Origin of the sequence: Microbacterium sp. NPDC055910, from assembly GCF_042271185.1 — a bacterium.
GTDB lineage: Bacteria > Actinomycetota > Actinomycetes > Actinomycetales > Microbacteriaceae > Microbacterium.
The window spans coordinates 200541-220665 of the sequence record NZ_JBHJZS010000001.1 but is presented as its reverse complement, the minus strand read 5'-3'; the positions used below and the strand labels follow the sequence as shown (position 1 = coordinate 220665).

Annotated in this window: 20 protein-coding genes; 5 read left to right on the top strand and 15 right to left on the bottom strand. The window is 68.8% G+C overall.

Annotated features, from left to right (window positions below):
- Positions 1-10 precede the first annotated feature (10 nt).
- The 14 genes from ACFC3F_RS01085 to ACFC3F_RS01020 all read right to left on the bottom strand — a co-directional run bounded on the left by ACFC3F_RS01085 (position 11) and on the right by ACFC3F_RS01020 (position 14585).
- Entirely contained in the window at positions 11-757 is a 747-nt protein-coding gene (locus ACFC3F_RS01085; RefSeq protein WP_376125471.1) for an arylmalonate decarboxylase, read from the bottom strand.
- Positions 758-799: 42 nt separating this feature from the next.
- Complete coding sequence (locus ACFC3F_RS01080) at positions 800-2584, bottom strand: FAD-dependent monooxygenase (protein WP_376125468.1); 1785 nt, start codon at positions 2582-2584, stop codon at positions 800-802.
- Between the two features lie 32 nt (positions 2585-2616).
- Entirely contained in the window at positions 2617-3408 is a 792-nt protein-coding gene (locus ACFC3F_RS01075; RefSeq protein ID WP_376125466.1) for an SDR family NAD(P)-dependent oxidoreductase, read from the bottom strand.
- Positions 3405-4220, bottom strand: a complete 816-nt coding sequence (locus tag ACFC3F_RS01070) for an SDR family NAD(P)-dependent oxidoreductase (RefSeq protein WP_376125463.1) — start codon at positions 4218-4220, stop codon at positions 3405-3407. Before ACFC3F_RS01070 ends, ACFC3F_RS01075 begins: the two co-directional genes overlap by 4 nt.
- Complete coding sequence (locus ACFC3F_RS01065; protein ID WP_376125461.1) at positions 4217-5377, bottom strand: ABC transporter substrate-binding protein; 1161 nt, start codon at positions 5375-5377, stop codon at positions 4217-4219. The genes ACFC3F_RS01070 and ACFC3F_RS01065 overlap by 4 nt, the downstream gene beginning before the upstream one ends.
- Before the next feature lie 67 nt (positions 5378-5444).
- Positions 5445-6164, bottom strand: a complete 720-nt coding sequence (locus tag ACFC3F_RS01060; RefSeq protein ID WP_376125460.1) for an ABC transporter ATP-binding protein — start codon at positions 6162-6164, stop codon at positions 5445-5447.
- Positions 6161-6934, bottom strand: coding sequence for an ABC transporter ATP-binding protein (locus ACFC3F_RS01055; RefSeq protein ID WP_376125458.1), 774 nt, complete (start codon positions 6932-6934; stop codon positions 6161-6163). Before ACFC3F_RS01055 ends, ACFC3F_RS01060 begins: the two co-directional genes overlap by 4 nt.
- Positions 6931-7959, bottom strand: coding sequence for a branched-chain amino acid ABC transporter permease (locus tag ACFC3F_RS01050; RefSeq protein ID WP_376125456.1), 1029 nt, complete (start codon positions 7957-7959; stop codon positions 6931-6933). Before ACFC3F_RS01050 ends, ACFC3F_RS01055 begins: the two co-directional genes overlap by 4 nt.
- Positions 7956-8825 carry a branched-chain amino acid ABC transporter permease gene (locus ACFC3F_RS01045; protein ID WP_376125453.1) on the bottom strand — a complete coding sequence of 290 codons (870 nt, stop codon included), beginning with the start codon at positions 8823-8825 and terminating at the stop codon, positions 7956-7958. The genes ACFC3F_RS01050 and ACFC3F_RS01045 overlap by 4 nt, the downstream gene beginning before the upstream one ends.
- Entirely contained in the window at positions 8822-10546 is a 1725-nt protein-coding gene (locus ACFC3F_RS01040; protein ID WP_376125451.1) for a nitrilase-related carbon-nitrogen hydrolase, read from the bottom strand. Before ACFC3F_RS01040 ends, ACFC3F_RS01045 begins: the two co-directional genes overlap by 4 nt.
- Positions 10547-10765: 219 nt before the next feature.
- Positions 10766-12442 (bottom strand): ABC1 kinase family protein, encoded by a 1677-nt coding sequence (locus ACFC3F_RS01035; protein WP_376125449.1) that lies wholly within the window; start codon positions 12440-12442, stop codon positions 10766-10768.
- Between the two features lie 38 nt (positions 12443-12480).
- A complete protein-coding gene (locus ACFC3F_RS01030) occupies positions 12481-13044 on the bottom strand; it encodes a PadR family transcriptional regulator (protein ID WP_376125446.1) in 564 nt (187 codons plus the stop codon).
- 103 nt (positions 13045-13147) lie between these two features.
- Positions 13148-13750, bottom strand: coding sequence for a GyrI-like domain-containing protein (locus ACFC3F_RS01025; protein WP_376125443.1), 603 nt, complete (start codon positions 13748-13750; stop codon positions 13148-13150).
- A 172-nt stretch (positions 13751-13922) separates the two neighbouring features.
- Positions 13923-14585: a DUF1345 domain-containing protein gene (locus ACFC3F_RS01020; protein WP_376125441.1), complete on the bottom strand. Its 663-nt coding sequence runs from the start codon at positions 14583-14585 to the stop codon at positions 13923-13925.
- Positions 14586-14697: 112 nt separating this feature from the next.
- Here ACFC3F_RS01020 and ACFC3F_RS01015 point away from each other — a divergent pair, with 112 nt between their 5' ends.
- Positions 14698-15300, top strand: a complete 603-nt coding sequence (locus tag ACFC3F_RS01015) for a flavodoxin family protein (RefSeq protein WP_376125439.1) — start codon at positions 14698-14700, stop codon at positions 15298-15300.
- Here ACFC3F_RS01015 and ACFC3F_RS01010 read toward each other — a convergent pair.
- Positions 15285-16715: a dihydrolipoyl dehydrogenase family protein gene (locus ACFC3F_RS01010; protein WP_376125436.1), complete on the bottom strand. Its 1431-nt coding sequence runs from the start codon at positions 16713-16715 to the stop codon at positions 15285-15287. The genes ACFC3F_RS01015 and ACFC3F_RS01010 overlap by 16 nt on opposite strands.
- A gap of 151 nt (positions 16716-16866) precedes the next feature.
- Between ACFC3F_RS01010 and ACFC3F_RS01005 the strand changes: the two genes are divergently transcribed.
- The 4 genes from ACFC3F_RS01005 to ACFC3F_RS00990 are packed head-to-tail and all read left to right on the top strand — an operon-like array spanning position 16867 to position 20027.
- On the top strand, positions 16867-17706 hold the full coding sequence (locus ACFC3F_RS01005; RefSeq protein WP_376125434.1) for an ABC transporter ATP-binding protein: 840 nt from the start codon (positions 16867-16869) through the stop codon (positions 17704-17706).
- On the top strand, positions 17703-18377 hold the full coding sequence (locus ACFC3F_RS01000) for an ABC transporter permease (RefSeq protein WP_376125431.1): 675 nt from the start codon (positions 17703-17705) through the stop codon (positions 18375-18377). Before ACFC3F_RS01005 ends, ACFC3F_RS01000 begins: the two co-directional genes overlap by 4 nt.
- Positions 18374-19090 (top strand): ABC transporter permease, encoded by a 717-nt coding sequence (locus ACFC3F_RS00995; protein WP_376125618.1) that lies wholly within the window; start codon positions 18374-18376, stop codon positions 19088-19090. The genes ACFC3F_RS01000 and ACFC3F_RS00995 overlap by 4 nt, the downstream gene beginning before the upstream one ends.
- A gap of 22 nt (positions 19091-19112) precedes the next feature.
- A complete protein-coding gene (locus tag ACFC3F_RS00990; protein WP_376125429.1) occupies positions 19113-20027 on the top strand; it encodes an ABC transporter substrate-binding protein in 915 nt (304 codons plus the stop codon).
- Positions 20028-20125 lie beyond the last annotated feature (98 nt).

Genomic DNA, 20125 nt, shown 5'->3' with positions numbered 1-20125 from the left:
CTCTTCGGACTCAGTGCTCGGCGAGCAGCGAGCCGAACCCTTCGATCTTGTCGTCGATGCCGTTCGTCCGGTAAGCGTGCCATACCGTCGCAGTGTTGATCGCGATGACCGGCTTGCCCAACTCCGCCTCGAGTTCGGCAGCGAACTTCGCGCAGGCCATGTTGGTGCCCGCCTGAACGAGGACGTCGACGTCGTCACCGTCCACCTCGGCGAACGCGGCGCGCAGCTGTTCGGGCGTCACGTCGGCGATCGAGGTCGCCGAATCACACTTGAGGCCGTGCACGCCCGAGACCTCGTATCCGGTCTGCTCGAAGAACTCACGCACCTGCTGGTCGCCGATCGGCTGGTAGGGCGTGATCACACCGATCTTCTTGGCCCCATAGATCTTGAGCGCCTCGTCGACCGCCACAGCACCGGTCGTGACCCCGAGCCCGTCGGATAGCTCGGCCATGTGTGCGGCGAACTCCGCCGCTCCGTTCTTGCCACCCCAGAACGTCTCGGCGCTCATACCCATGACGAGGTAGTCCACCTTGGCGGTGATTACATCGCGAACGGCGCGGCCGATCTCGGTGCGCAGCCCCTCGAGGAAGGTCACGAACGAAGCGTCGTCGTTGAGTTCGGGTTCGGGAATGTAGATGCGCCCCGTGTGCCACGAGACCCCTTCCGTGCACATCCAGGCGAATTCCGCCTCGACGGTCGTGTTCGTCGAGGGGAGGATGAGGCCGAACTGGGCCCGAGGCGCCGTCAAACTGGTCATGCGTTGACTCCTGATTCTCTATATATCTCTAGGCGGACGTGCTCAGACGAGAGCCGGTTCGACTCCGGCGAGCACGAGACCGACTCCGACGAGGTACAGCTCGTCGAGCGAGGCCAGGTCCGTGCGACGAGCGACGGCCAGCGGCACCTCGGGGAGCGCGCGGTGCACGCGCTCGAGCGCGCCGGTCTCGGATACCGGCATCACGAGTACATCGGCGCCGGCGGCGATGTACGCCCGCCCTCGACGGATGATCTCCTGCTCGTCGGCAGCGGCGATCGCCGCGAAAACGAGCACGTCGCGTCGGGCGGCCACGGCATCTGCCACGGCTGCGGCGACGGTAGCGGCTTCCTCGGATGCCGTTTCCGCGATGTAGACCGCCGCGATCCCCGAACGCTCGAAGGCTTCGACCGCGGCAGCGGTCCCCGCCCGGTCGGCGGCTTCGACGATCACCGGGACCGTCGCGGAATCAGCCAGGGCGACCAGGCCATCGAGCGAGGTGGGTGCGTCACCGCCCGTCACGAGCCGCACGCGGTCGGCATCGAGCGTCGTGTCGCGGAGCAGGTCAGACAGCTGTGCACCGGCCGGCGTCTGGCAGCCTGACAGCAACGGCGTAAGTCCGCGGCGCATGCGGCGGCGGGAAACCTCGAAGGAGTTCAGCATTGAGGTGCCGCGCAGGTAGGTGCGCAGCCGCACCGGGTCGGCGGCGATCTCGGCCATCTCGGCGCGGCGTCCCTGACGCGCGGTGTCGTCTTGCTCGCGCATCTCGTCGTAGTTTCGCTGCGTGTTCTTCTGCACATCGACGGCGGCCGCGTCGCGTCGGACCTTCGCGTAGGTCTGCACCGCGCGCTCGGGGTCACCTCCGGCCAGCGCGTAGTTCACGGCCTGCACAGCAGCGTGTGCATCGTGAATGCCGCTGTTCATACCCATCCCGCCGAGGGGGTTGTTGATGTGCGCGGCGTCGCCCGCCAGCAGCACGCGGCCCTGCGCGAAGACGCGGGCAAGACGCTGATGCACGCGATAGATCGTGCTGTGCAGCACAGGGTACGGCTCATCGAGGGCGATCACACCCTGCAGACGCTCTTCGATGCGCTGGGGATCGCGAGCCTGTTCGTCTGTCTCGTCATCCTGGATGGGGAAGAGCACGCGCCAGTGCTCGGGCGTGCGCAACAGCACTCCCCAGTCATCGGGATCGTAGACGTAGCTCACGTATGCGAGGTCATCGAAGTCGTCGACGAAGTCGTGGGTCGTCGAAGCGACGAGGAAGCGTTCGGGGTAGGTGACCCCCTCGAACGCGATCCCCAGCGAACGGCGGGCGGCAGAGTTGGCGCCGTCTGCCGCGATCAGCCAGTCGGCGCGGTAGGAGGGGTCGAACTGGTCACCCTCGAGGTAGATCAGCGCGGCGTCGGTGCCGTGTTCTACGCGGTCGATGCGCGCGCCGAAGCGGAGCGTCACATTAGGCATCTGCTCGAGGTGCCGACGGATGATGCGGGTGAGCTTGCTCTGCTCGCACTGCACTCGGAACGGGAAACGTGTGTCGCCCGCGAGCGCGGACATGTCCAGGTGTGCGATGAGCTCACGGCTGTGGCCCCGGTACTGGAAGCCCGGCGCACGCAGGCCGACCTCAAGCAGCTCATCGACGACGCCAAGGTCATCCAGGATCTCCAGGCTCGGCGGGTGGAACGTCGAGGCACGAGACTCTGTTGCGAGGTCATCGCCGGCCTCGAGGACAGTCACCTGGTGGCCCTGGCGCGACAGGCTCAGGGCTGCCGTCATGCCGACCGGCCCCATGCCGGCGACGACGATGGTGGGCGAGGAAGAAGTGGTCACGCGAAATACCTTTCTTGAAAGCGTGCGGGGTGTCAGAGCACCCGGGAAACGCGGGGTGTGAGAGGGGCGGGAAAGCCGCCGAGCGGCTGTCCTGCGACGGCGAGCTGCCCGGCGTCGGCCGACAAGTTGTGACCGGTGATCATGGAGGCACCGGGCGAGAGGAGGAACGCGATGGCCTCAGCCACCTCCCCCGGTTCGGCGATGTGACGCAGCGGCACCGACGCGCTTAGAGCGTCTTCGCCGTGACGCTCGCGCATCATTGCGGTGAGCGGCGTGCGCACGAGGCCGGGGACTACGGAGTTGACCCGGATGCCGTGGACACCCAGTTCGCTCGCGAGCGAACGCGTGAGTGCCGCGATCGCTCCCTTCGACGCGTGGTAGTGCGCACTCAGGCCGTTGACGTAGCCGAACGCGGCGGTGGAGGACACCGTGACGATGCTTCCCCCCCGACCGCCACACACCATGGCCCGAGCCGCCGACTGACATGCCAGAGCCGTTCCGATGATGTTGACGGCGATGGTGTCCTGCCAGGCCCCGAGCGAGCTGTCGAGGAAGGGTTCTTTGAGCGACACGCCCGCGCAGGCGACGAGACCGGTGACGCCGTGCCCGACGAGGCGGTCCATCGCAGCCGACAGTGCGGTCGAATCCGCTGCATCCGCAGACTCCCAGCCTCCGCGCTGGGCGGGAGCGAGCTCATCCCACCAGCCGGCGGATTCGGAGCCGGAACGGTCCAGGACCGAGACCCGGACGCCACGTGACGCCAGCAGGAGGGCGGTCGCGGCACCGATACCCGATGCGCCGCCCGTGATGATGACGTGACTCATGCGTACACCTCGGTGTCGGACATCGGGTGGGAGAGGTCGCGTGTGTCGACCTCGGGCGCCGGATAGCCGCCCGAGAGCGGCACGGCGAGCGAGGTCTGGCCTCCGTCCACGGGCAGGACGTGACCGGTGATGAGGGATGCCGCGGGCGAGAGCAGCCACGCGATCGCCGAGGCGATCTCTTCGGGCTCGGCCAGGCGCCCCGCCGGAGCGCGAGCCGCCAGCAACTCCTCGCCGAGGCTGTCCCGCTCCCGGGCGGACATCGGCGTGCGCACGAGTCCCGGAGCGACGCACGAGACGCGGATGCCGTGCGGTGCGAGGTCTCCGGCCATCGACCGAGTGACTCCCACGAGTGCCGCCTTGGACGCGTGATAGGCAACGCCGAGCCCGGCGACATAGCCCAGACCCGCCGTCGAGGAGACCGTGACGATCGCGCCGGGTCGACCGGCGCTGCAGAGCACCCGGGCGAACGCCTGGGCGGTGCCGAGCGCGCCCCAGACGTTGATGTCGATGGCGTCGGTGAACGCCTCGCGGCTGACATCGAGCGCGCTGTCATTCGTGACGATGCCCGCGCACGTGGCCAGCCCCGTGAGGGGGGCGATGGCCTCTGCTTCGGCGATGCTCGCCGTGACGGCATCCGTGTCCGTGACGTCCGCCATGACCCATACACCGCGCGAATCGGCGGCCAGTGCGAGCCACCAATCCGGCCCGGTGAGACGGTCGAGCACCGACACGCGGTGTCCGAGCGCCGCCAGGCGGTGCGCCAGGGATCGACCGATCCCCGACGCACCCCCGGTGATGAGGACGTGTGTCACTCGACGTCCACGCTCAGCGTCTCGTCGGCCACGTACGTGTCGTTCTCGTAGTGTCCGATCGTCACACCGAAGGACAGCTGGCCGGACTCGCTGCCGGAGTGCGCCCCGCAGATGCCCTCGCTCGCGGGCAGGTTGGTCAGCGCGTCGCGCACGGCCTCGGGGTCGGTCGATCCCGCCGCAGCGAGCGCGTCGCCCAGGAGCATCATGCCGTCGTAGGCGATCGCGGCGTACTCGGTCGGGGCAGCCCCGAACTCGCTCTCGTACGCGGCGGCCCAGTCGGCCAGTGCACCCTCGGTGGCAGCCGACGGGACACACTGGTTGCGGTTGTAGATGGTCTCGAAGCCGTCGTAGTTCAGTTCGGCGTACGTACCGGGCTGCAGGCCCGCCAGGAGGGTCGGGACCTTCACGCCCGCCGTGGCGAGGGCGTTCGCGGCGACGATGAAGTCGGCCTGCTGGCCGTAGACGAAGAGCATCTCGGCGCCCGAGGAGCGCAGGTTGTTGGCCTGGGTCGACATGTCGACGTCGCCGGTCTGGAAGATCTGGTCGGTGACGACCTCGTACCCGAACTCGTCGGCCGCATCCTTGACGACCTCGGCCGCCCCCGTGCCCAGTTCGCCGCTCTCGCGCAGCAGCGCGACCTTCTTCACGCCGAGCGTCTGCGAGGCGAACTCCACGGCGGCCGTCGACGTGATGCCATCGTGCGACGTCATCGAGAACGCCCAGTCGCTCGCGTCGGCGAGCTTCGAGTTCGTGCCACCCACGATGACCGGGATGCCGGTGCGGTCGACCTGCGTCATGACGGCGAAGCCCTGCGTCGAGACCGGGAATCCGATCACGGCGGCGGGGTCGGACGAAGTGATCCGGTTGAAGGCGTTGAGGGCGGTCGCGTCGTCGGCGCCGGTGTCCTCATGAACGACCTTGATCATGGCCCCGTCGACACCGCCGGCGTCGTTGATCGCCTGGACGGCCATCTCGATGCCGTGCTTCATGGGCTCGCCGAGGACAGCAGATCCGCCCGTCGTGGGCAGCGCGACGCCGACGACGATCTCCTCGCCGGCGGCGCCGGAGCCCGCGTCATCCGAACCGGCGCAGCCGGACAGCGCCAGCCCGCTCACCGCGAGGGCGGCGACGGCGGCGAAGGTGAACTTTCGAGTCATGGTGTTCCTTTGTGTGAGTGTCAGTGAAAGACGAAACCGCGCTGTGCACTCCTGCGTGCCAACCGGTTCAGGAGCCGAGGTAGGCCTTGCGCACCTCGGGGTCATGGATCAGCGACGCCGAGGGGCCCTCGGTCGCGATGCGTCCGTGCTCGATGACATAGCCCCGATCAGACGAGCCGAGCGCGAGCTGCGCGTTCTGCTCGACGAGCAGGACCGACAGTCCGTGATCGCGGCTGTAGCCGCTGATGAGCTTCACGACCTCGACAGCGAGCTTGGGCGAAAGACCCAGCGACGGCTCGTCAAGGAGCAGGAGCTTGGGCTGCGCGAGGATCGCGCGACCCATCGCGAGCATCTGCTGCTCGCCGCCTGAGAGCGTCCAGGCCAGGCTCTTGCGCCGTTCTTCGAGTCGCGGGAAGACCGACATGACCTCATCGATCGCGTCACGGAGCGCGGCGCCGCGGAGCCGGCTCGCCGTCGCCGCCACATCGAGGTTCTCCTCGACCGTAAGCCCCGCGAACACGCGACGGCCCTCGGGAACGAGGCTGAGCCCGTTGCGCGCGAACCAGTCCGTCCGTCGACCCGTAACGTTCCGGCCCTGGAAGCGGATACTGCCGGACTGCGGTTTGACCAGGCCCACGATGCCCTTGAGAGTCGTGGACTTGCCGGCGCCGTTCGCGCCGATGAGCGTGACCACTTCGCCTTCATCGACGGTGAGGCTCAGGCCGCGCACGGCGCGCGCGGCACCGTAGCTGAGGACGAGGTCTGTGACCTCGAGGATCGCGGTCACTGCTGCTCCTCACTCGCACCCAGGTAGGCGCGCAGAACTTCGGGGTCCGCACGTACCTGCGCGGGCGTTCCCTCTGCGATGACATGGCCGTTGTCGAGCACGGTCACCTGCCGTGCGACCGAGGCGACGAAGTCCATGTTGTGCTCGACGACGACGACCGACAGGTCGCCCTTCGCGATCTCGATCACCAGCTGCGCCAGACGCACCGTCTCGCTGTCGTTCATGCCGGCTGCGGGTTCGTCCAGCAGCAGCAGCGCGGGATCGCATGCCAGCGCACGGGCGATCTCGACGAGGCGACGGTGCCCGTAGGGCAGCGTGCCGGCGAGACGATGCGCGTCTTCTGCGACGCCCGCGAAGTCGAGGAGCTCCAGGGCGCGTCCGCGCATGCGCTTCTCGGCGTTGCCGTAGCGCGGCATCCCCGTGATCGCCGACAGCAGGCCGTACCCGCGCCGGTCATGCATCGCCACGAGCACGTTCTCGAGCACCGTCATGTCGTCGAACAGCCGCAGCGTCTGGAACGTGCGGGCGATCCCCCGGCGGGCGGCGACGGTGGATGCTGCCGGCTTGACCGGCACACCATCGAGCACGATCGTGCCCTCGTCCCACCGGTCGACGCCGGAGATGCAGTTGATCATCGTCGACTTGCCCGAGCCGTTGGGCCCGATGAGCGCTCGCACCTGGCCCGGCTCGACCGTCATGTCGACCCCGGCAACCGCGGTGACGCCGCCGAATCGGCGAACCAGCCCGGAGACCTCCAGTGCGCCCTTCATCGGACCCCTCCTTCGCTAGCGAGGCTGGGACCTCGGCGCAGCTTGTCGCGCAGGAAGCGGCCGATCCACTGCAGGACGCCCCAGATGCCCGACGGCACGAAGGCGACCATGACCAGCAGCAGGACGCCGTAGAAGAGCAGGTAGTACGCCTCGAACGAACGCAGCAGCTCGGGGAGGAACGTCAGCAGGATCGCGCCGAGCGCGGCTCCCCAGGGGCTGCGGGAGCCGCCGACGACGACCATCGCGAGGATCGACACCGACAGCGCGAGGTCGTACGTTCCGGGGCTGATGTAGGTCACGAAGCCGGCGTTGAGCGCTCCGGCGAGGCCGGCGAAGGCTGCACCCACGACGAACGCGAGCACCTTGACCTTCGGCAGCGAGACGCCCATCGCGGCAGCAGCGATGCCGCTGTCGCGCACGGCCTGCATGGCTCGTCCGTACGAGGACTGACGGATGCGCTGCACGACGTAGATCGCCAGGACGGCGATGACCCCGACGAAGATGGCCCAGTCCGAGACCTTCACGAGTTCGAAACCGAAGACGGGTGCGACGATCCCCCGAACGCCGAGTGCTCCCCCGGACAGCCAGGACCAGTTCACGAGGATGAGCATGACGACTTGGCCGAACCCGAGAGTGGCCAACGCCAGATAGTGGCCCTTGAGACGCAGAGCCGGGATGCCGATCGCCAGTCCGACGAGGATGCTCGCGATCATCGCGAGCACGAGGGCGATGCCGTAGTCCATGCTGAGTTTGGTCACGAGCAGTCCGGCGGTGTAGCCGCCGATCGCGTAGAACCCGGCCTGACCGAGCGAGACCTGACCGGACAGACCGAAGGTGACGTAGAGCCCCACCGCGGCGATGATCATGATCTCGGCGTTGACGGCGACCTGAAGCCAGTAGTTGCTGTCGATGAAGGTCGGCATGAGCACGGCGACGGCCAGCAGAACGGGCCACACCGCCCACGATGTGATCGAGACGAGCTTGGTCTGCCCGACCGGAGCCGGGGAGAGGATGGTCGTGGTCACAGCTTCTCACCGACTTTCGAACCGAAGATGCCCTGAGGACGGACGAGGAGGAACACGATCATGAGGGCGAAGGCGAGGAGGTCTTTGTTCTCGGTGCCGATGAAGGTGCCGGCGAGGCTCTCGACGATGCCCAGCCCGAAAGCGGCGATGGCGGCTCCCGTGAGGTTGCCGAAGCCGCCGATGACGCACGCCGCGAAAGCCTTGAGGGCGATGAGCATGCCCACGTGGATCGTGACCGAGAACATCGGGGCGACCAGCACACCAGCGGCTCCCGTGAGCGCCGTGCTGATCATGAAGGCCACGATGACGATGCCGCCGGTGCGGATGCCCATGAGCTTGGCGGTGTCGGAGTCGACGGACGTCGCCTGCATCTGCAGACCCAGCCGGGTCTTGGCCAGCAGCAGGTTGAGCCCGATGATCAGGATGATCGACACGGCGACGATGAACAGCGACACCGTGCTGATGCGGCTCCCGAACAGCTCCAGCGAGATGTTCGGCACGAGCGACGGCAGCGAGCGCGGGTCGGGACCCCATATGAGGTGGGCGGCCTGCTGCAGGATGATGCCCACCGCGACGGTGGAGATGATCATCGACGCGGGGGGGCCGTTGCGCAGCGGGGCGTAGGTGACGCGCTCCATGAGCGCGCCGATGCCGGCGGAGGCCGCGATGCCCAGGAGCGCCGCGGCGAACAGGGGCACGCCGCCGGCGCCGGCCAGTGTCGCGGCGACGAAGGCCGCGATCATGACGAACTCGGCCTGCGCGAAGTTGAGCACGCCCGCCACGCGATAGGTGAGGAGGAACGCGACGGCGAGCAACGCGTAGATGCCGCCGATCGCGAGGCCGCTGACGACCGATTGCAGGATCACGACGTGGTGTCCTTCAGGAATGCACCGTAGAGGTGGGGCTGGCGTGTGGCGAGCGGGTCGAGATGGTGACCCTGCACCTTGCTGTGCGCGTCGGTGAGGTCGAGGTCGACGAAGAGGTCTTCTTCGAAGCCGGTGCGCGACCACACCGCGGTGGGATAACGCATGACGGCGACAGGCTGGCCGGGGATGAACCGGTCGGCGATGACGACCTGGCTCCCGAACTGCGCGGCGTTGTCGGTGCGGGCCACCGAGACGAGGTGGGTGCGGTTCTCCTCCGTGCGCTCGGTCGCCGCCATCGTCGCCGCCTCGAGGCGGTCCCAATCGGCGGGGTGGGCGATGACCTCTGCGCCGCGGAGGGTCAGGATGCGAGCGACCTCGGGCAGCCACACCTCATCGCCGATCATCAGCCCGATGCTGCCGATGGGCGTGCGGGCGACGACGAAGTCCTCCCCCGGTGTCGCCCACGCGCGCTCGGATTCGGTGAGATGGAGCTTGCGGTAGCGCGCGGCGATCTCGCCGTCGTCGCCGATGAGGAACGCCGTCAGGTGATAGCGGTCACCGGCGCGCTCGATCAGGTTGACGACGATCCAGACGCCGTGACGGCCTGCCGCATCGCGCACGATCTGCAGCGCGCGCTCGGACAGGTCGGCTGCTGCGGCGACGTCGGCCTCGATCGATCCGCGTTCGTGGATGAACAGCTCGGGGAAGACACCGAGCTGCGCTCCGCGCCGCGCGGCGTACTCCACCTGCATTGCGGCGCGCGTGAGCGTCCATTCCGTGGAGTGGTACCACGACGTCTGCAGCGTCGCGACGCGCAGGGGCCGCGCGGGCGCATCGTCGGGAACAGGGCCGTACATGGCGGCCGCGACATGAGTGTCGTTGTCGGCGAGCAGCTCCTGGTAGTGGTCGGGACGGCGGAACGCATCGAGCGAGCCGATCGCGCCAAGACGCTTGGGGTGACTCGTGGCGGGCGTGATGTCGGCCCACACCATCCCCTCTTCGGTCTCACCGGCATTGGCGAGGATCTCGCCGGTGGGCGAGATGATCTGGGATCCGCCCGTCCAGGGGTACCCGTCGGCCGGGCCGCCGACGGTGTTCGCCGCGACGTGCCAGACGTGGTTCTCGATCGCGCGCAGGGGCTCGTGGACGCGCATCTCGTCGGGTCCGCGCGAGTTGAGCGAGTTGGTGAGGATCTGGGCACCCTTGAGCGCCAGGACGCGCGGCACCTCGGGGACGATGCCGTCGGCGCACAGCAGCATCCCGATGCGTCCGATCGGGGTCTCGATGACCTCGAGCTCTTTCGTACCCGGGGTGAAGAGGGTGTACTCGTAGTCCCAGAACACCGTCTTGTGGTGCACGTGCAGGATCTCGCCGTCCGCGGCGATGAGGATCTGCGTGATGTAGACGTCGGGCGCATTCTCGCCGCGCAGGTCCACGCCGAGCGCGACCATGATGCCGAGCTCGCGCGCTGCGGCGCGCACCCCGCTCACGAAAGCGCCGTCCAGCGTCTCGCTGCGCTCGAAGCACTCCGCTCGGTCGGCGAAATCGCGCACCCGGTTGGAGTTCTCCGGGGTGACCAGCAGCTGAGCGCCGACGGCGGCCGCTTCGCGCATGTATCCGACGACGGTCGCGAGGTTTGCGGCGACGTCGGTGCCCGAGAAGAACTGTGCCGTGGCCACTCGTACGGTGGCGCCCCGCTCATCTTTGATGGAGACCGTCACATTCGATCCATTCTCATATAATAGGAACTGTAATCCTGTAACGTGGAATAAAGTCATCCAACGGCTTTCCCGAGCTGTTGTCAAGCTGGGATAGCGCGCGCATCAGCGCTCGCCCGATTCGAAACGCCAGCGCGCCCCGAAGATCACCGACGGCGGCAGGCCGGACGGCAGCAACCGCCGCCTGACCTAAGAACCCGCCGTCACCAGGCGCGGTGCCGGTCAGCGCCGGTCGGTCACGCCCGCGAGCAGGGCGTGCAGCAGCGGCAGCGCGGACGCCACCATCAGCACGGTGCCGACCACTGGAGCGACCGGAAGCAGGATCGCGCCGCCGATCAGCAGTCCCACGAACAGGATCGCCGAGACGGCCCGTCGCCCGACCTTCTCGATGCGCCGGAGGCGCTGCTCGAGTTTCGAGGTGTCGACGGTGAGCCTGCCGCTCTCGAGCCGCGTCGTGAGCGTGTCCAGGCGGCGCGGGAGCCCTGCCGCCACCGACAGCGTCGACACGGTTTCTTGGGCGAACGCCTGCACGACGTTGCCGCTCTCGTCGCGGACGATCCGGTCAGCGTAGGGCTCGACGGCATCCCAGATGTTGAAGGCGGGATCGAGCGAGCTGCACATGCCCGATGTGAGGGACATCGCTCGGATGATGAGCAGGAAATTCTCGGGCAGCTGGAACGGCAGCGAGCGCACGACATCACCGAATTCGGTGGCGAACTCGCGGAATTCGCGAGGGTCGACCTCTTGCAGCTGTGCGAAGCCCATCCCGCCGAAACGCGCGAAGAGCTTGGTCATCGCCCGTTCGAGCTCTGCGGTGTCGGCCGTCGGCAGAAGCACCCCCACGTCGCGGATCCCATCGACCAGACCCGCTCCGTCTCTTGACGCGGCTGCGACGAGGATCCGACGCAGGCCCCGGCGCAGATCCTGGGGAACCTCGCCCATCATTCCGAAATCGATGAAGGTGAAGCGCCACGAACGCCTCCCCCCAGGCGTCGGCGTGACGAAGACGTTGCCGGGATGCGGATCGGCGTGGAAGTACCCGTTGACGAAGAGCTGGTCGAACATCACGGCCGCGAACTCGGCCGCCACCTCGGCCGGGTCGATTCCCGCCGCCCGAAGCGCAGCGACGTCGTTGACCTTGATCGCCGTGACGTCCTCAAGAGTCAGCACGCGCCGCGTCGTGCGCTCCCACACGATCTCGGGCGAGCTCACACGATCATCGCCCGAGAAGTCGTTTGCGAACCGCTCCGCTCCGGCGGCCTCGTGGACGTAGTCGATCTCCTCGAGGCTCGTGTGCGCGAACTCCTCCACGAGGGCGGGCGCATCCACGCGGTTCGCCACGACGCGCACACGGCTCAGCCACTGCGCGACGCGCCGCAGCGCGGTCAGGTCGACGTCGACCACCTGGTCGATGCCGGGGCGTTGGACCTTCACGACGACGTCGCGGATCCCCGCTTGGACGGCATCCGCGTCAGAGAGCACGGCGCGATGGGCCTGCCCGAGGGATGCGGCCGCGAGCGGAACCTCGTCCACGAACGCGAAAGCCGTGCCGAGCGGCACGCCCAGCTCCGCCTCGGCGAGCGCTCGGATCGCCGGGAACGGCACGGCAGGAACCTCGTCCTGCAGTCCTTCGAGCACCTTCGTGATCTCGGGCGGCAGCACATCCAGGCGCGACGACATGAACTGCCCGACCTTGATCATGAGGCCGCCGAGCTCGACCGCCAGCACGTGGAACCGCTGTGCGATGCGTGTCATGCGCGCGGCGCGCGTGCGTTCCGCGATCCTGCCGAGCCCCACCCGGGGAAGCAGCAACTCGAACCACCACGTCTGCACGAGGTAGCGCGCCGCGAACCGCAGGATCCTCCCCCGCCGCGAACGCAGATCACCGGCGGCGGTCATCGAGCCTCCCCGGAGCCGACGTGCCGAGCCGCATCCGGTCAGTCCTGAGCGAGGATGGCGTAGAGCTTGCGGCGCGCCTCGTCGAGCACGGCGACCGCCTGCTGCACCTGCTCGGACGATCCGGTCCGCCCCACCTGGGCGGTCACCTGCGCGAGCTCGATGCCCGCCTTCGGCAGCGCCATGATCCGTGCGCTGTCCGCAGCGCCGGGGGTCTCCCACGGCGCCGTGCGCTCACCCGCGGCATCCGCGGCCTCTCGGCCCTCCTCGGTGAGCGAATAGGTCTTGCGACCGCTGGACTCCTCGGCGCTCACGAGGCCTTCGTCGGTGAGCAGCTGCAGGGTCGGATACACCGAGCCCGGACTCGGCTTCCACGTTCCACCGCTGCGCTCGCTGATCTCCTGAATGATCTGGTAGCCGTGCATCGGCTGCTCGGCGAGCAACGCCAGAACCGCCGCGCGGACGTCGCCGCGGCCCATCCGCGGGCCCGCCTTCTGCTCGAAAGCACCGCGCAGCTGCTCCATCGCCTCCCAGATGCCGGCCGTCGGCCAGCCCTGGCCTCGTCCGCGACCGCCGACCCCGTCGCCCATGAATGATCCGCTCATGACACTCCTCCTCGCGATTGCCCTACCGATACATGACGATATATCGCTGAACATCGGATGCCCGTCGATTCGGTCATCGCACGGTGGCATCCATGGCAAAGACTCAGGAGCGCTCGACGGGCTGGCGCAGGATCGTCCGCAGCTTGGCGGGGGCGACGCGACGCGGGTCGCTGAGATAGATCTCGTGGTGGCGGCCTGTCATCCGCAGGCCTTCGTCGGGGATGAACTCGTCGTGCATCGCGGCGAGGACAGGAGCCTCGTCGTCGTACGACCCGACGTGCAGCGTCTGGACGCACAGCCCCTCATCGAGCACGGCGAAACGCAGCCGCTCACCGAGGGGCGCGTCGGCGGCCTCGCGGGCCCGATCGACGAGGCCGGGCTCCACCCAGTCGGGCACGAGGTTCAGCAGGGTCCAGTGCCACCGCGACTTGTCGCGCGTCGCGGTGAAGCTGTCCATGTCGTCGGCCCACCACAGGGCCTCGAGCGGTGGCACGACGTAATCGCGATCGAGTTCGCGTTTGCTGAGGAACTTCAGCTTGTAGGCGACGCTGTAGATCGAGCGGACGGCATCCGCGTATTCGGGTGCGCTGTTCGGGTCGCCCTCCCCGTCGATCATGAGGTACGACATCGGGGGCACCTCGATGATCGCGAACGCGCCCGCGCGCGCCGAGTAGGTGGGCACCGTCTTCTTCAGGTCGATCTTCATGCTCTCGCCATCGTGGCCGATGCCGGCCCGCGGCGCCAGACCGGGGGGTCGCGCCGCCCTCCCGCCCGCCCCCTCGCCCGCCCTACCCCTGACCGCGAGACTGCACGTGCGTGCCGAGACTGCGGGTGTCACCCGCTGTCTCGGCGCGCCGTTGCAGTCTCGCGGTCAAAGGTCAGGCGTTGATGATCGTGCTGAAGGCGAGGACGATGATGAGCGCGTTGAGGAAGAAGCTCAGCGTCGTGTGCCAGACGACCGTCCAGCGCATGCGGCTCGAGGTCACCTGCACGTCCGAGACCGAGAAGGCGGTCGCGTTCGTGAACGAGAAATACACGAAGTCGACCAGGCGCGGAGACGGCGTGCCCGGGAACACGAGCGGCGGATCGGCGGCACGTCGGTACCGGCGGTCGTAGATGCGCGCGAACCCCCAGTGGAACAGCGCCCACGAGACGAGCATCGCCCAGACGGCCACCGGCTCGACCCACCCGGCCCATTCGGGGTCGTTGCGCAGCAGCAGGATCGTCGCGACGGCGACGAGACCCACGACGCTCGTGAGGAACGTGGCCGTGGTCGAGATCGCCGCGACGACCGGGTGCAGTTCCAGCCGGCGGAACCGATCGGATGCCGCCGGCCTGAGCCGCACGCTGATCCCGACCGCGATGGCCGAGGCGGCCCAGTACGCCGTCCCGAGCAGACACCACAGCAGGAGCAGAACGACCGTGAGCCCGTCGTCGCTCGGGTCGATGAGAAGCACCCCGATGGCGATGAGCGCCAGCTGCACGATGAGATCGACGACACGGACGATCACGCCTCCGACCACGCGCACCCCTTTCGACACGCGACCACGCTATCGCCGCGACGTCGGATGCCGCGTGCACGGCGCCGTGTCAAGCCCTGGGACCGACGCCGATCGCACCCGTAACGTGCCAGGCAGACAGGAAGGATGCACCATGCTTCGCGCCCTCGCGCTCAACTGCACTCTCAAACCCTCCCCCGCAGCCTCGAGCTGCGACCTGCTCGCCCAGCAGATGCTCGATGCGCTCGCGGGGCACGACGTGCACGGCGAACAGCTGCGTGTCGTGGACTTCTCCGTGGCGCCGGGGGTCGACAAGGACATGGGGGAAGGCGACGAGTGGCCGCGCATCCGCGAGAAGGTGCTCGCTGCCGACATCCTCGTGTTCACCACGCCCACCTGGATGGGGCACATGTCGAGCGTCGCGCAGCGCGTGCTGGAGCGCCTGGACGCCGAGCTGTCCGAGACCGACGCGCAGGGCCGCCCGATCCTCTCGGACAAGGTCGCGCTCACGGTCGTGCTCGGCAACGAGGACGGCGCGCACGCCATCATGGCCGACGCGCACCAGGCGCTGGCCGACCTGAGCTTCACGATCCCGCCGCTCGGCGGCGTGTACTGGAACGGCGAGGCGATGCACACGACGGACTACAAGGATCTCGCCGAGACGCCCGAGAAGGTCGCGCAGACGACCGCGGACGCCGCGCGCAACGCGGCGCACCTCGCGACGCTGCTGAAGGAACGCCCCTACCCTGCCGGCTGAGGCCGCCCGTACTGCTCGAGCCAGCGCAACCACACTTCGCTCACGGTCGGGAACGCCGGCACGGCATGCCACAGACGGTCGAGGGGCACCTCGCCGACGACCGCGATCGTCGCGGCGTGCAGCAGCTCGGCGATGTCGGGTCCCGTGAAGGTCGCGCCGACGATCGTTCCGCGATCGAGATCGACGATCGCCCGCGCGTGCCCCGCGAAGTGGTCGGCGTGCGCCGTCGCGCCCGCGATCGCCGCGAGGTCCTGATCGAGCACCCGGATGCGCAGGCCCCCCTCGATCGCGGAGGCCTCGGTGTGGCCGACCGATGCGACCTCGGGGTCGGCGAAGACGACCTGGGGCACGGCCGAGTGGTCGGCCGTCGCGACGTGGCGCCCCCACGGGCCGTCATCGAGCGTCTCGCCGCGGGCCCGCGCCGCGATCGCGTCGCCCGCCGCGCGCGCCTGGTACTTGCCCTGGTGGGTGAGGAGCGCGCGGTGGGTGACGTCGCCGACGGCATAGAGCCCGTCGCGGTCGACGACCCGCATCGTGTCGTCGACCTTGATCCATTCGCCGGGCTCGAGGCCGACCGTCTCGAGGCCGATGTCGTCGGTGCGCGGCACGCGGCCCGTCGCGACGAGGATCTCCGCCGCCCGCACCTCGGCGCCGTCGGACAGCGTCAGTACGACGTCGTCGCCGACGCGGGCGACGCGCTCGAGCTCGACCTGCGTGCGCACGTCGACCCCCGCGTCCTCGAGTGCCTTCTGCACCGTCTCGCCGACGAACGGCTCCCACGCGCCGAGCAGCCCGGATCGGGCGACGAGCGTGACGGCGCACCCGAGCGACGCGAAGGCCGTCGCCATCTCGGCCCCGACGACTCCCCCGCCGAGGATCGCGAGCGACGTCGGCACGTCGCGGACGGCCGTCGCCTCCCGGCTCGTCCAGGGCGCCGCATCGGCGAGTCCCGGGATGTCGGGAAGCAGCGCCGCCGAGCCCGTGCAGACGGCGACGGCGTGCCGAGCGACGAGCGTCGTGCTCTCGCCCGCGGCATCCGTCACGATCACCTCGCGCGCGCCGCCCAGCCGACCGTGCCCGCGCACGAGGTCGATCCCGGCGCTCTCGAGCCATTCGACCTGCGACGCGTCGTCCCAGTGACTCGCCATCTCGTCGCGCCGGCGAAGCACGCCCGGGACGTCGACGGAGCCCGACACGGCCTGCCGCGCGCCGTCGACATCGCGCGCCGCGCGCAGCGCGCTGCCGGCGCGCAGGAGGGCCTTGGACGGCATGCACGCCCAGTACGAGCACTCCCCGCCGACGAGCTCGCGCTCGACGATCGCCACCGACAATCCTCCTTGCGCGGCTCGATCGGCGACGTTCTCACCGACGGGCCCTGCCCCGATCACGACGAGGTCGTATTCGCTTGTTCGCATGGCCGCCACGGTAGCCCCCGTCACCGACAGGGGCGAGGTCTTGACAGGCGGCGCGATCGCCCAGCACACGGAGCGCATCGCGTCAACCCCGCGCCCGGTACCACGCGATGTCCGAGGCGTGTGGTTTTCTGGAACCGGCCGAAAGGATCCCATGGCGATCGAGTTCCGCTCCGTCACGAAACGGTTCGCCGACGGCACGCTCGCCGTCGACGATTTCAGTCTCGTGATCCCCGCGCACCGCACGACCGTGCTCGTCGGCTCGTCGGGGTGCGGCAAGACGACCCTGCTGCGCATGATCAACCGCCTCGTCGAGCCCACGAGCGGTGAGATCACGATCGACGACGAGCCGATCAGAGACAGGGATGCCGTCACCCTGCGCCGCGGAATCGGCTATGTCCTGCAGAACGCGGGCCTGCTGCCCCATTTCTCGGTCCTCGACAACATCGCGACGGTCCCCGTGCTGACCGGCGTGCGCCGTCGGCGCGCGCACGAACGGGCCCTCGAGCTGATGGACGTGGTCGGCCTCGACCGCGCCCTCGCCGAGCGCTACCCGAGTCAGCTGTCCGGCGGTCAGCAGCAGCGCGTCGGCGTCGCGCGCGCTCTCGCGGTCGACCCCAACATCCTGCTGATGGACGAGCCGTTCGGCGCGGTCGACCCGATCGTGCGTCGCGAGCTGCAGAGCGAGACGTCCCGGCTGCAGCGCGAACTCGACAAGACGATCGTCTTCGTGACGCACGACATCGACGAGGCGTTCCTGCTGGGCGATCAGGTCGTGATCCTCGAGAAAGGAGCCCGGATCGCGCAGCAGGGCAGCCCGAGCGAGATCATCGAGAACCCCGCGAGCGACTTCGTCGCCGACTTCATCGGCGTCGAGCGCGGCGCCCGTGCCCTGCGCGCCAAGCGCACACCGCGCGGCATCGTGCTCGTCGACGGCGCGGGGCGCACGCAGGGCGTCCTCGTCGATGACCCCTCCGCAGAGGACCCGCCGTGAACTGGGTGATCGACAACCTCGACCTCATCGGACGGCTGACGATCGACCACCTGCGGCAGAGCGTCATCGCGATCGTCGCCGGCAGCATCCTGTCGCTCCCGCTCGGGTGGGCGGCGTTCCGCTACTCGCGCCTGCGGGGCGCCGTGCTCACGGCGGTGTCGCTGCTGTACACCATCCCCTCGTTCGCCCTGTTCGCGGTTCTGGCCGCCGTCTTCGGCGTACCCATGCTGTCCGAGATCAACCTCGTCGTCGCCCTCACGATCTATGCCGTCGCAATAATGACGCGCTCGGTGGCCGACGGGCTGGCGTCGGTCGATCCGATCACACGCAACGCAGCGGTCGCCGTCGGCTTCGGCTCCTGGCGGCGGTTCTGGACGGTCGACGTGCCGCTCGCCGGCCCCGTGTTCCTCGCGGGCCTGCGGGTGACGTCGGTCTCGACGATCTCGCTCGCGACCGTCGGAATCCTGATCGGCGTCACCAACCTCGGCTACCTGTTCACGAACGGCGCGCAGCGGCGCATCATCGCCGAGGTCGTCGCGGGGGTCGTCGCCGTCGTCCTGATCGCGCTCGTCATCGACATGCTGCTCCTGCTGCTGGGCCGCCTGCTCATGCCGTGGTCACGACGCACGACGGTCAGGCCCATGGCGACGGGACGGGCGGTCGCGGCATGAACCTCTTCTTCGACGCGTTCGCGTGGATCTTCTCCCCCGACCGGCTGACCGGCTCGCTCCCCCTTCCGACGGCGATCGCGCAGCACCTGGGGTTCACCTTCATCTCGGTGCTCATCGCGGCGGCTATCGCGATCCCCGCCGGCTGGGCGATCGGTCACACGGGCAGGGGGCGTGAGATCGCCGTCTTCCTGTCCGGCGGTGCACGCGCCCTGCCCTCCCTCGGGCTCGTGGTGCTGCTGTGGCTCGTGCTCGGCGTCGCGTTCAAGACCGAGGCCGCGATCGTGGCGTTCGTCGTGCTCGCGATCCCCTCGATCCTCGCGGGCGCCTATGCCGGCATCGAGGCGATCGACAGATCCGTCATCGACGCCGGGCGTGCCATGGGGATGACGCCGTGGCAGGTGCTGTGGAAGATCGAGGTGCCCCTCGGTCTCGCCCTGCTCATCGGCGGTCTGCGCTCGGCGACGCTCCAGGTCGTCGCGACCGTCACGATCGCGACCTACATCGGCCTCGGCGGTCTCGGGTTCTACATCCTGCAGGGCATCCCCCTGCAGCGCTTCGATCAGATCCTGGGCGCTTCGCTCGTCGTCGTGGCCCTCGCGCTCGTGCTCGACGCGGTCTTCGCCCTGCTCGCCCGATTCGCCGTACCGCGCACAGCCCTGCCCGTGCGCGCCGCGTCGAGACCCCGCACACCTGCATTCACCCCCTCACCCTGAGCCCCCACACAGGAGGAATCCCATGCTCACTTCACGAACTCGCGCCGCGCTCGCCCTCGGCAGCGCTGTGCTGGCCACCGTCGCGTTCGTCGGTTGCGCCTCGAGCGACCCGCTCGGCGGCGACACGGGCGATCCCGGCGGGTCCGGTGACACGTCGACGATCGTGATCGGCTCGCAGGCGTACTACTCGAACGAGATCATCGCAGAGATCTACGCGCAGGCCCTCGAGAACGCCGGCTTCGAGGTCGACCGCCAGTTCAGCATCGGCCAGCGCGACGCGTACATGCCGTCGCTCGAGAGCGGTTCGATCGATCTGTTCCCCGAGTACACCGGAAACCTGCTGCAGTACTACGACGACACCGCGACCGCGACGGCCACCGACGAGGTCTATGCGGCTCTGCAGGATGCGCTGCCCGAAAGCCTCACGGTTCTCGATCAGTCCCCCGCGACCGATCAGGACTCGTACAACGTCACGGCCGCGTTCGCCGCCGACAACGGTCTCACCTCGATCGCCGACCTCGCCGGTGTCGAGGGTCTCGTGCTCGGCGGGGCGCCCGAGCTCGAAGAGCGCCCGTACGGCCCGAGCGGCCTGTCCGAGATCTACGACGTCGACGTGCAGTTCCAGGCGACGGGCGACACGACCGTCGACGAACTGGTTGCGGGCAACATCCAGGTGGCCAACGTGTACAGCGCCGACCCGCGCATCGAGACCGAGGATCTCGTGACGCTCGAAGACCCCGAGGGGCTGTTCCTCGCGTCGCACGTCGTGCCTGTCGCGGGCGCCGAGATCGCCGACGAGATCGCCGACATCATCAACGCCGTGAGCGCCGCCCTCACTCCCGAGGCCCTCGTCGCACTGAACGTCGAATCGACCGTCGATCAGCGCTCCACCGCGGACATCGCCGCCGACTGGCTCGCCGCCGAGGGACTCGTCTGAGATCCGTCCACCTCGTGCGCGGCGGTCTAACGGGCGCCGCGCACGAGGTCAAGGGGCTGTCGGCCCGGCGGTGCCGGCACCACTCTGGAAAGGATCGA

Coding starts and splice junctions, on each gene's coding strand:
- ACFC3F_RS01035 (WP_376125449.1), bottom strand. CDS start 12,442: ATGACCGCCGCCGGTGATCTGCGTTCGCGGCGGGGGAGGATCCTGCGG.
- ACFC3F_RS00995 (WP_376125618.1), top strand. CDS start 18,374: ATGAACCTCTTCTTCGACGCGTTCGCGTGGATCTTCTCCCCCGACCGG.
- ACFC3F_RS01025 (WP_376125443.1), bottom strand. CDS start 13,750: ATGAAGATCGACCTGAAGAAGACGGTGCCCACCTACTCGGCGCGCGCG.
- ACFC3F_RS01075 (WP_376125466.1), bottom strand. CDS start 3,408: ATGAGTCACGTCATCATCACGGGCGGCGCATCGGGTATCGGTGCCGCG.
- ACFC3F_RS01005 (WP_376125434.1), top strand. CDS start 16,867: ATGGCGATCGAGTTCCGCTCCGTCACGAAACGGTTCGCCGACGGCACG.
- ACFC3F_RS01015 (WP_376125439.1), top strand. CDS start 14,698: ATGCTTCGCGCCCTCGCGCTCAACTGCACTCTCAAACCCTCCCCCGCA.
- ACFC3F_RS01030 (WP_376125446.1), bottom strand. CDS start 13,044: ATGAGCGGATCATTCATGGGCGACGGGGTCGGCGGTCGCGGACGAGGC.
- ACFC3F_RS01010 (WP_376125436.1), bottom strand. CDS start 16,715: ATGCGAACAAGCGAATACGACCTCGTCGTGATCGGGGCAGGGCCCGTC.
- ACFC3F_RS00990 (WP_376125429.1), top strand. CDS start 19,113: ATGCTCACTTCACGAACTCGCGCCGCGCTCGCCCTCGGCAGCGCTGTG.
- ACFC3F_RS01055 (WP_376125458.1), bottom strand. CDS start 6,934: ATGAAGGGCGCACTGGAGGTCTCCGGGCTGGTTCGCCGATTCGGCGGC.
- ACFC3F_RS01085 (WP_376125471.1), bottom strand. CDS start 757: ATGACCAGTTTGACGGCGCCTCGGGCCCAGTTCGGCCTCATCCTCCCC.
- ACFC3F_RS01065 (WP_376125461.1), bottom strand. CDS start 5,377: ATGACTCGAAAGTTCACCTTCGCCGCCGTCGCCGCCCTCGCGGTGAGC.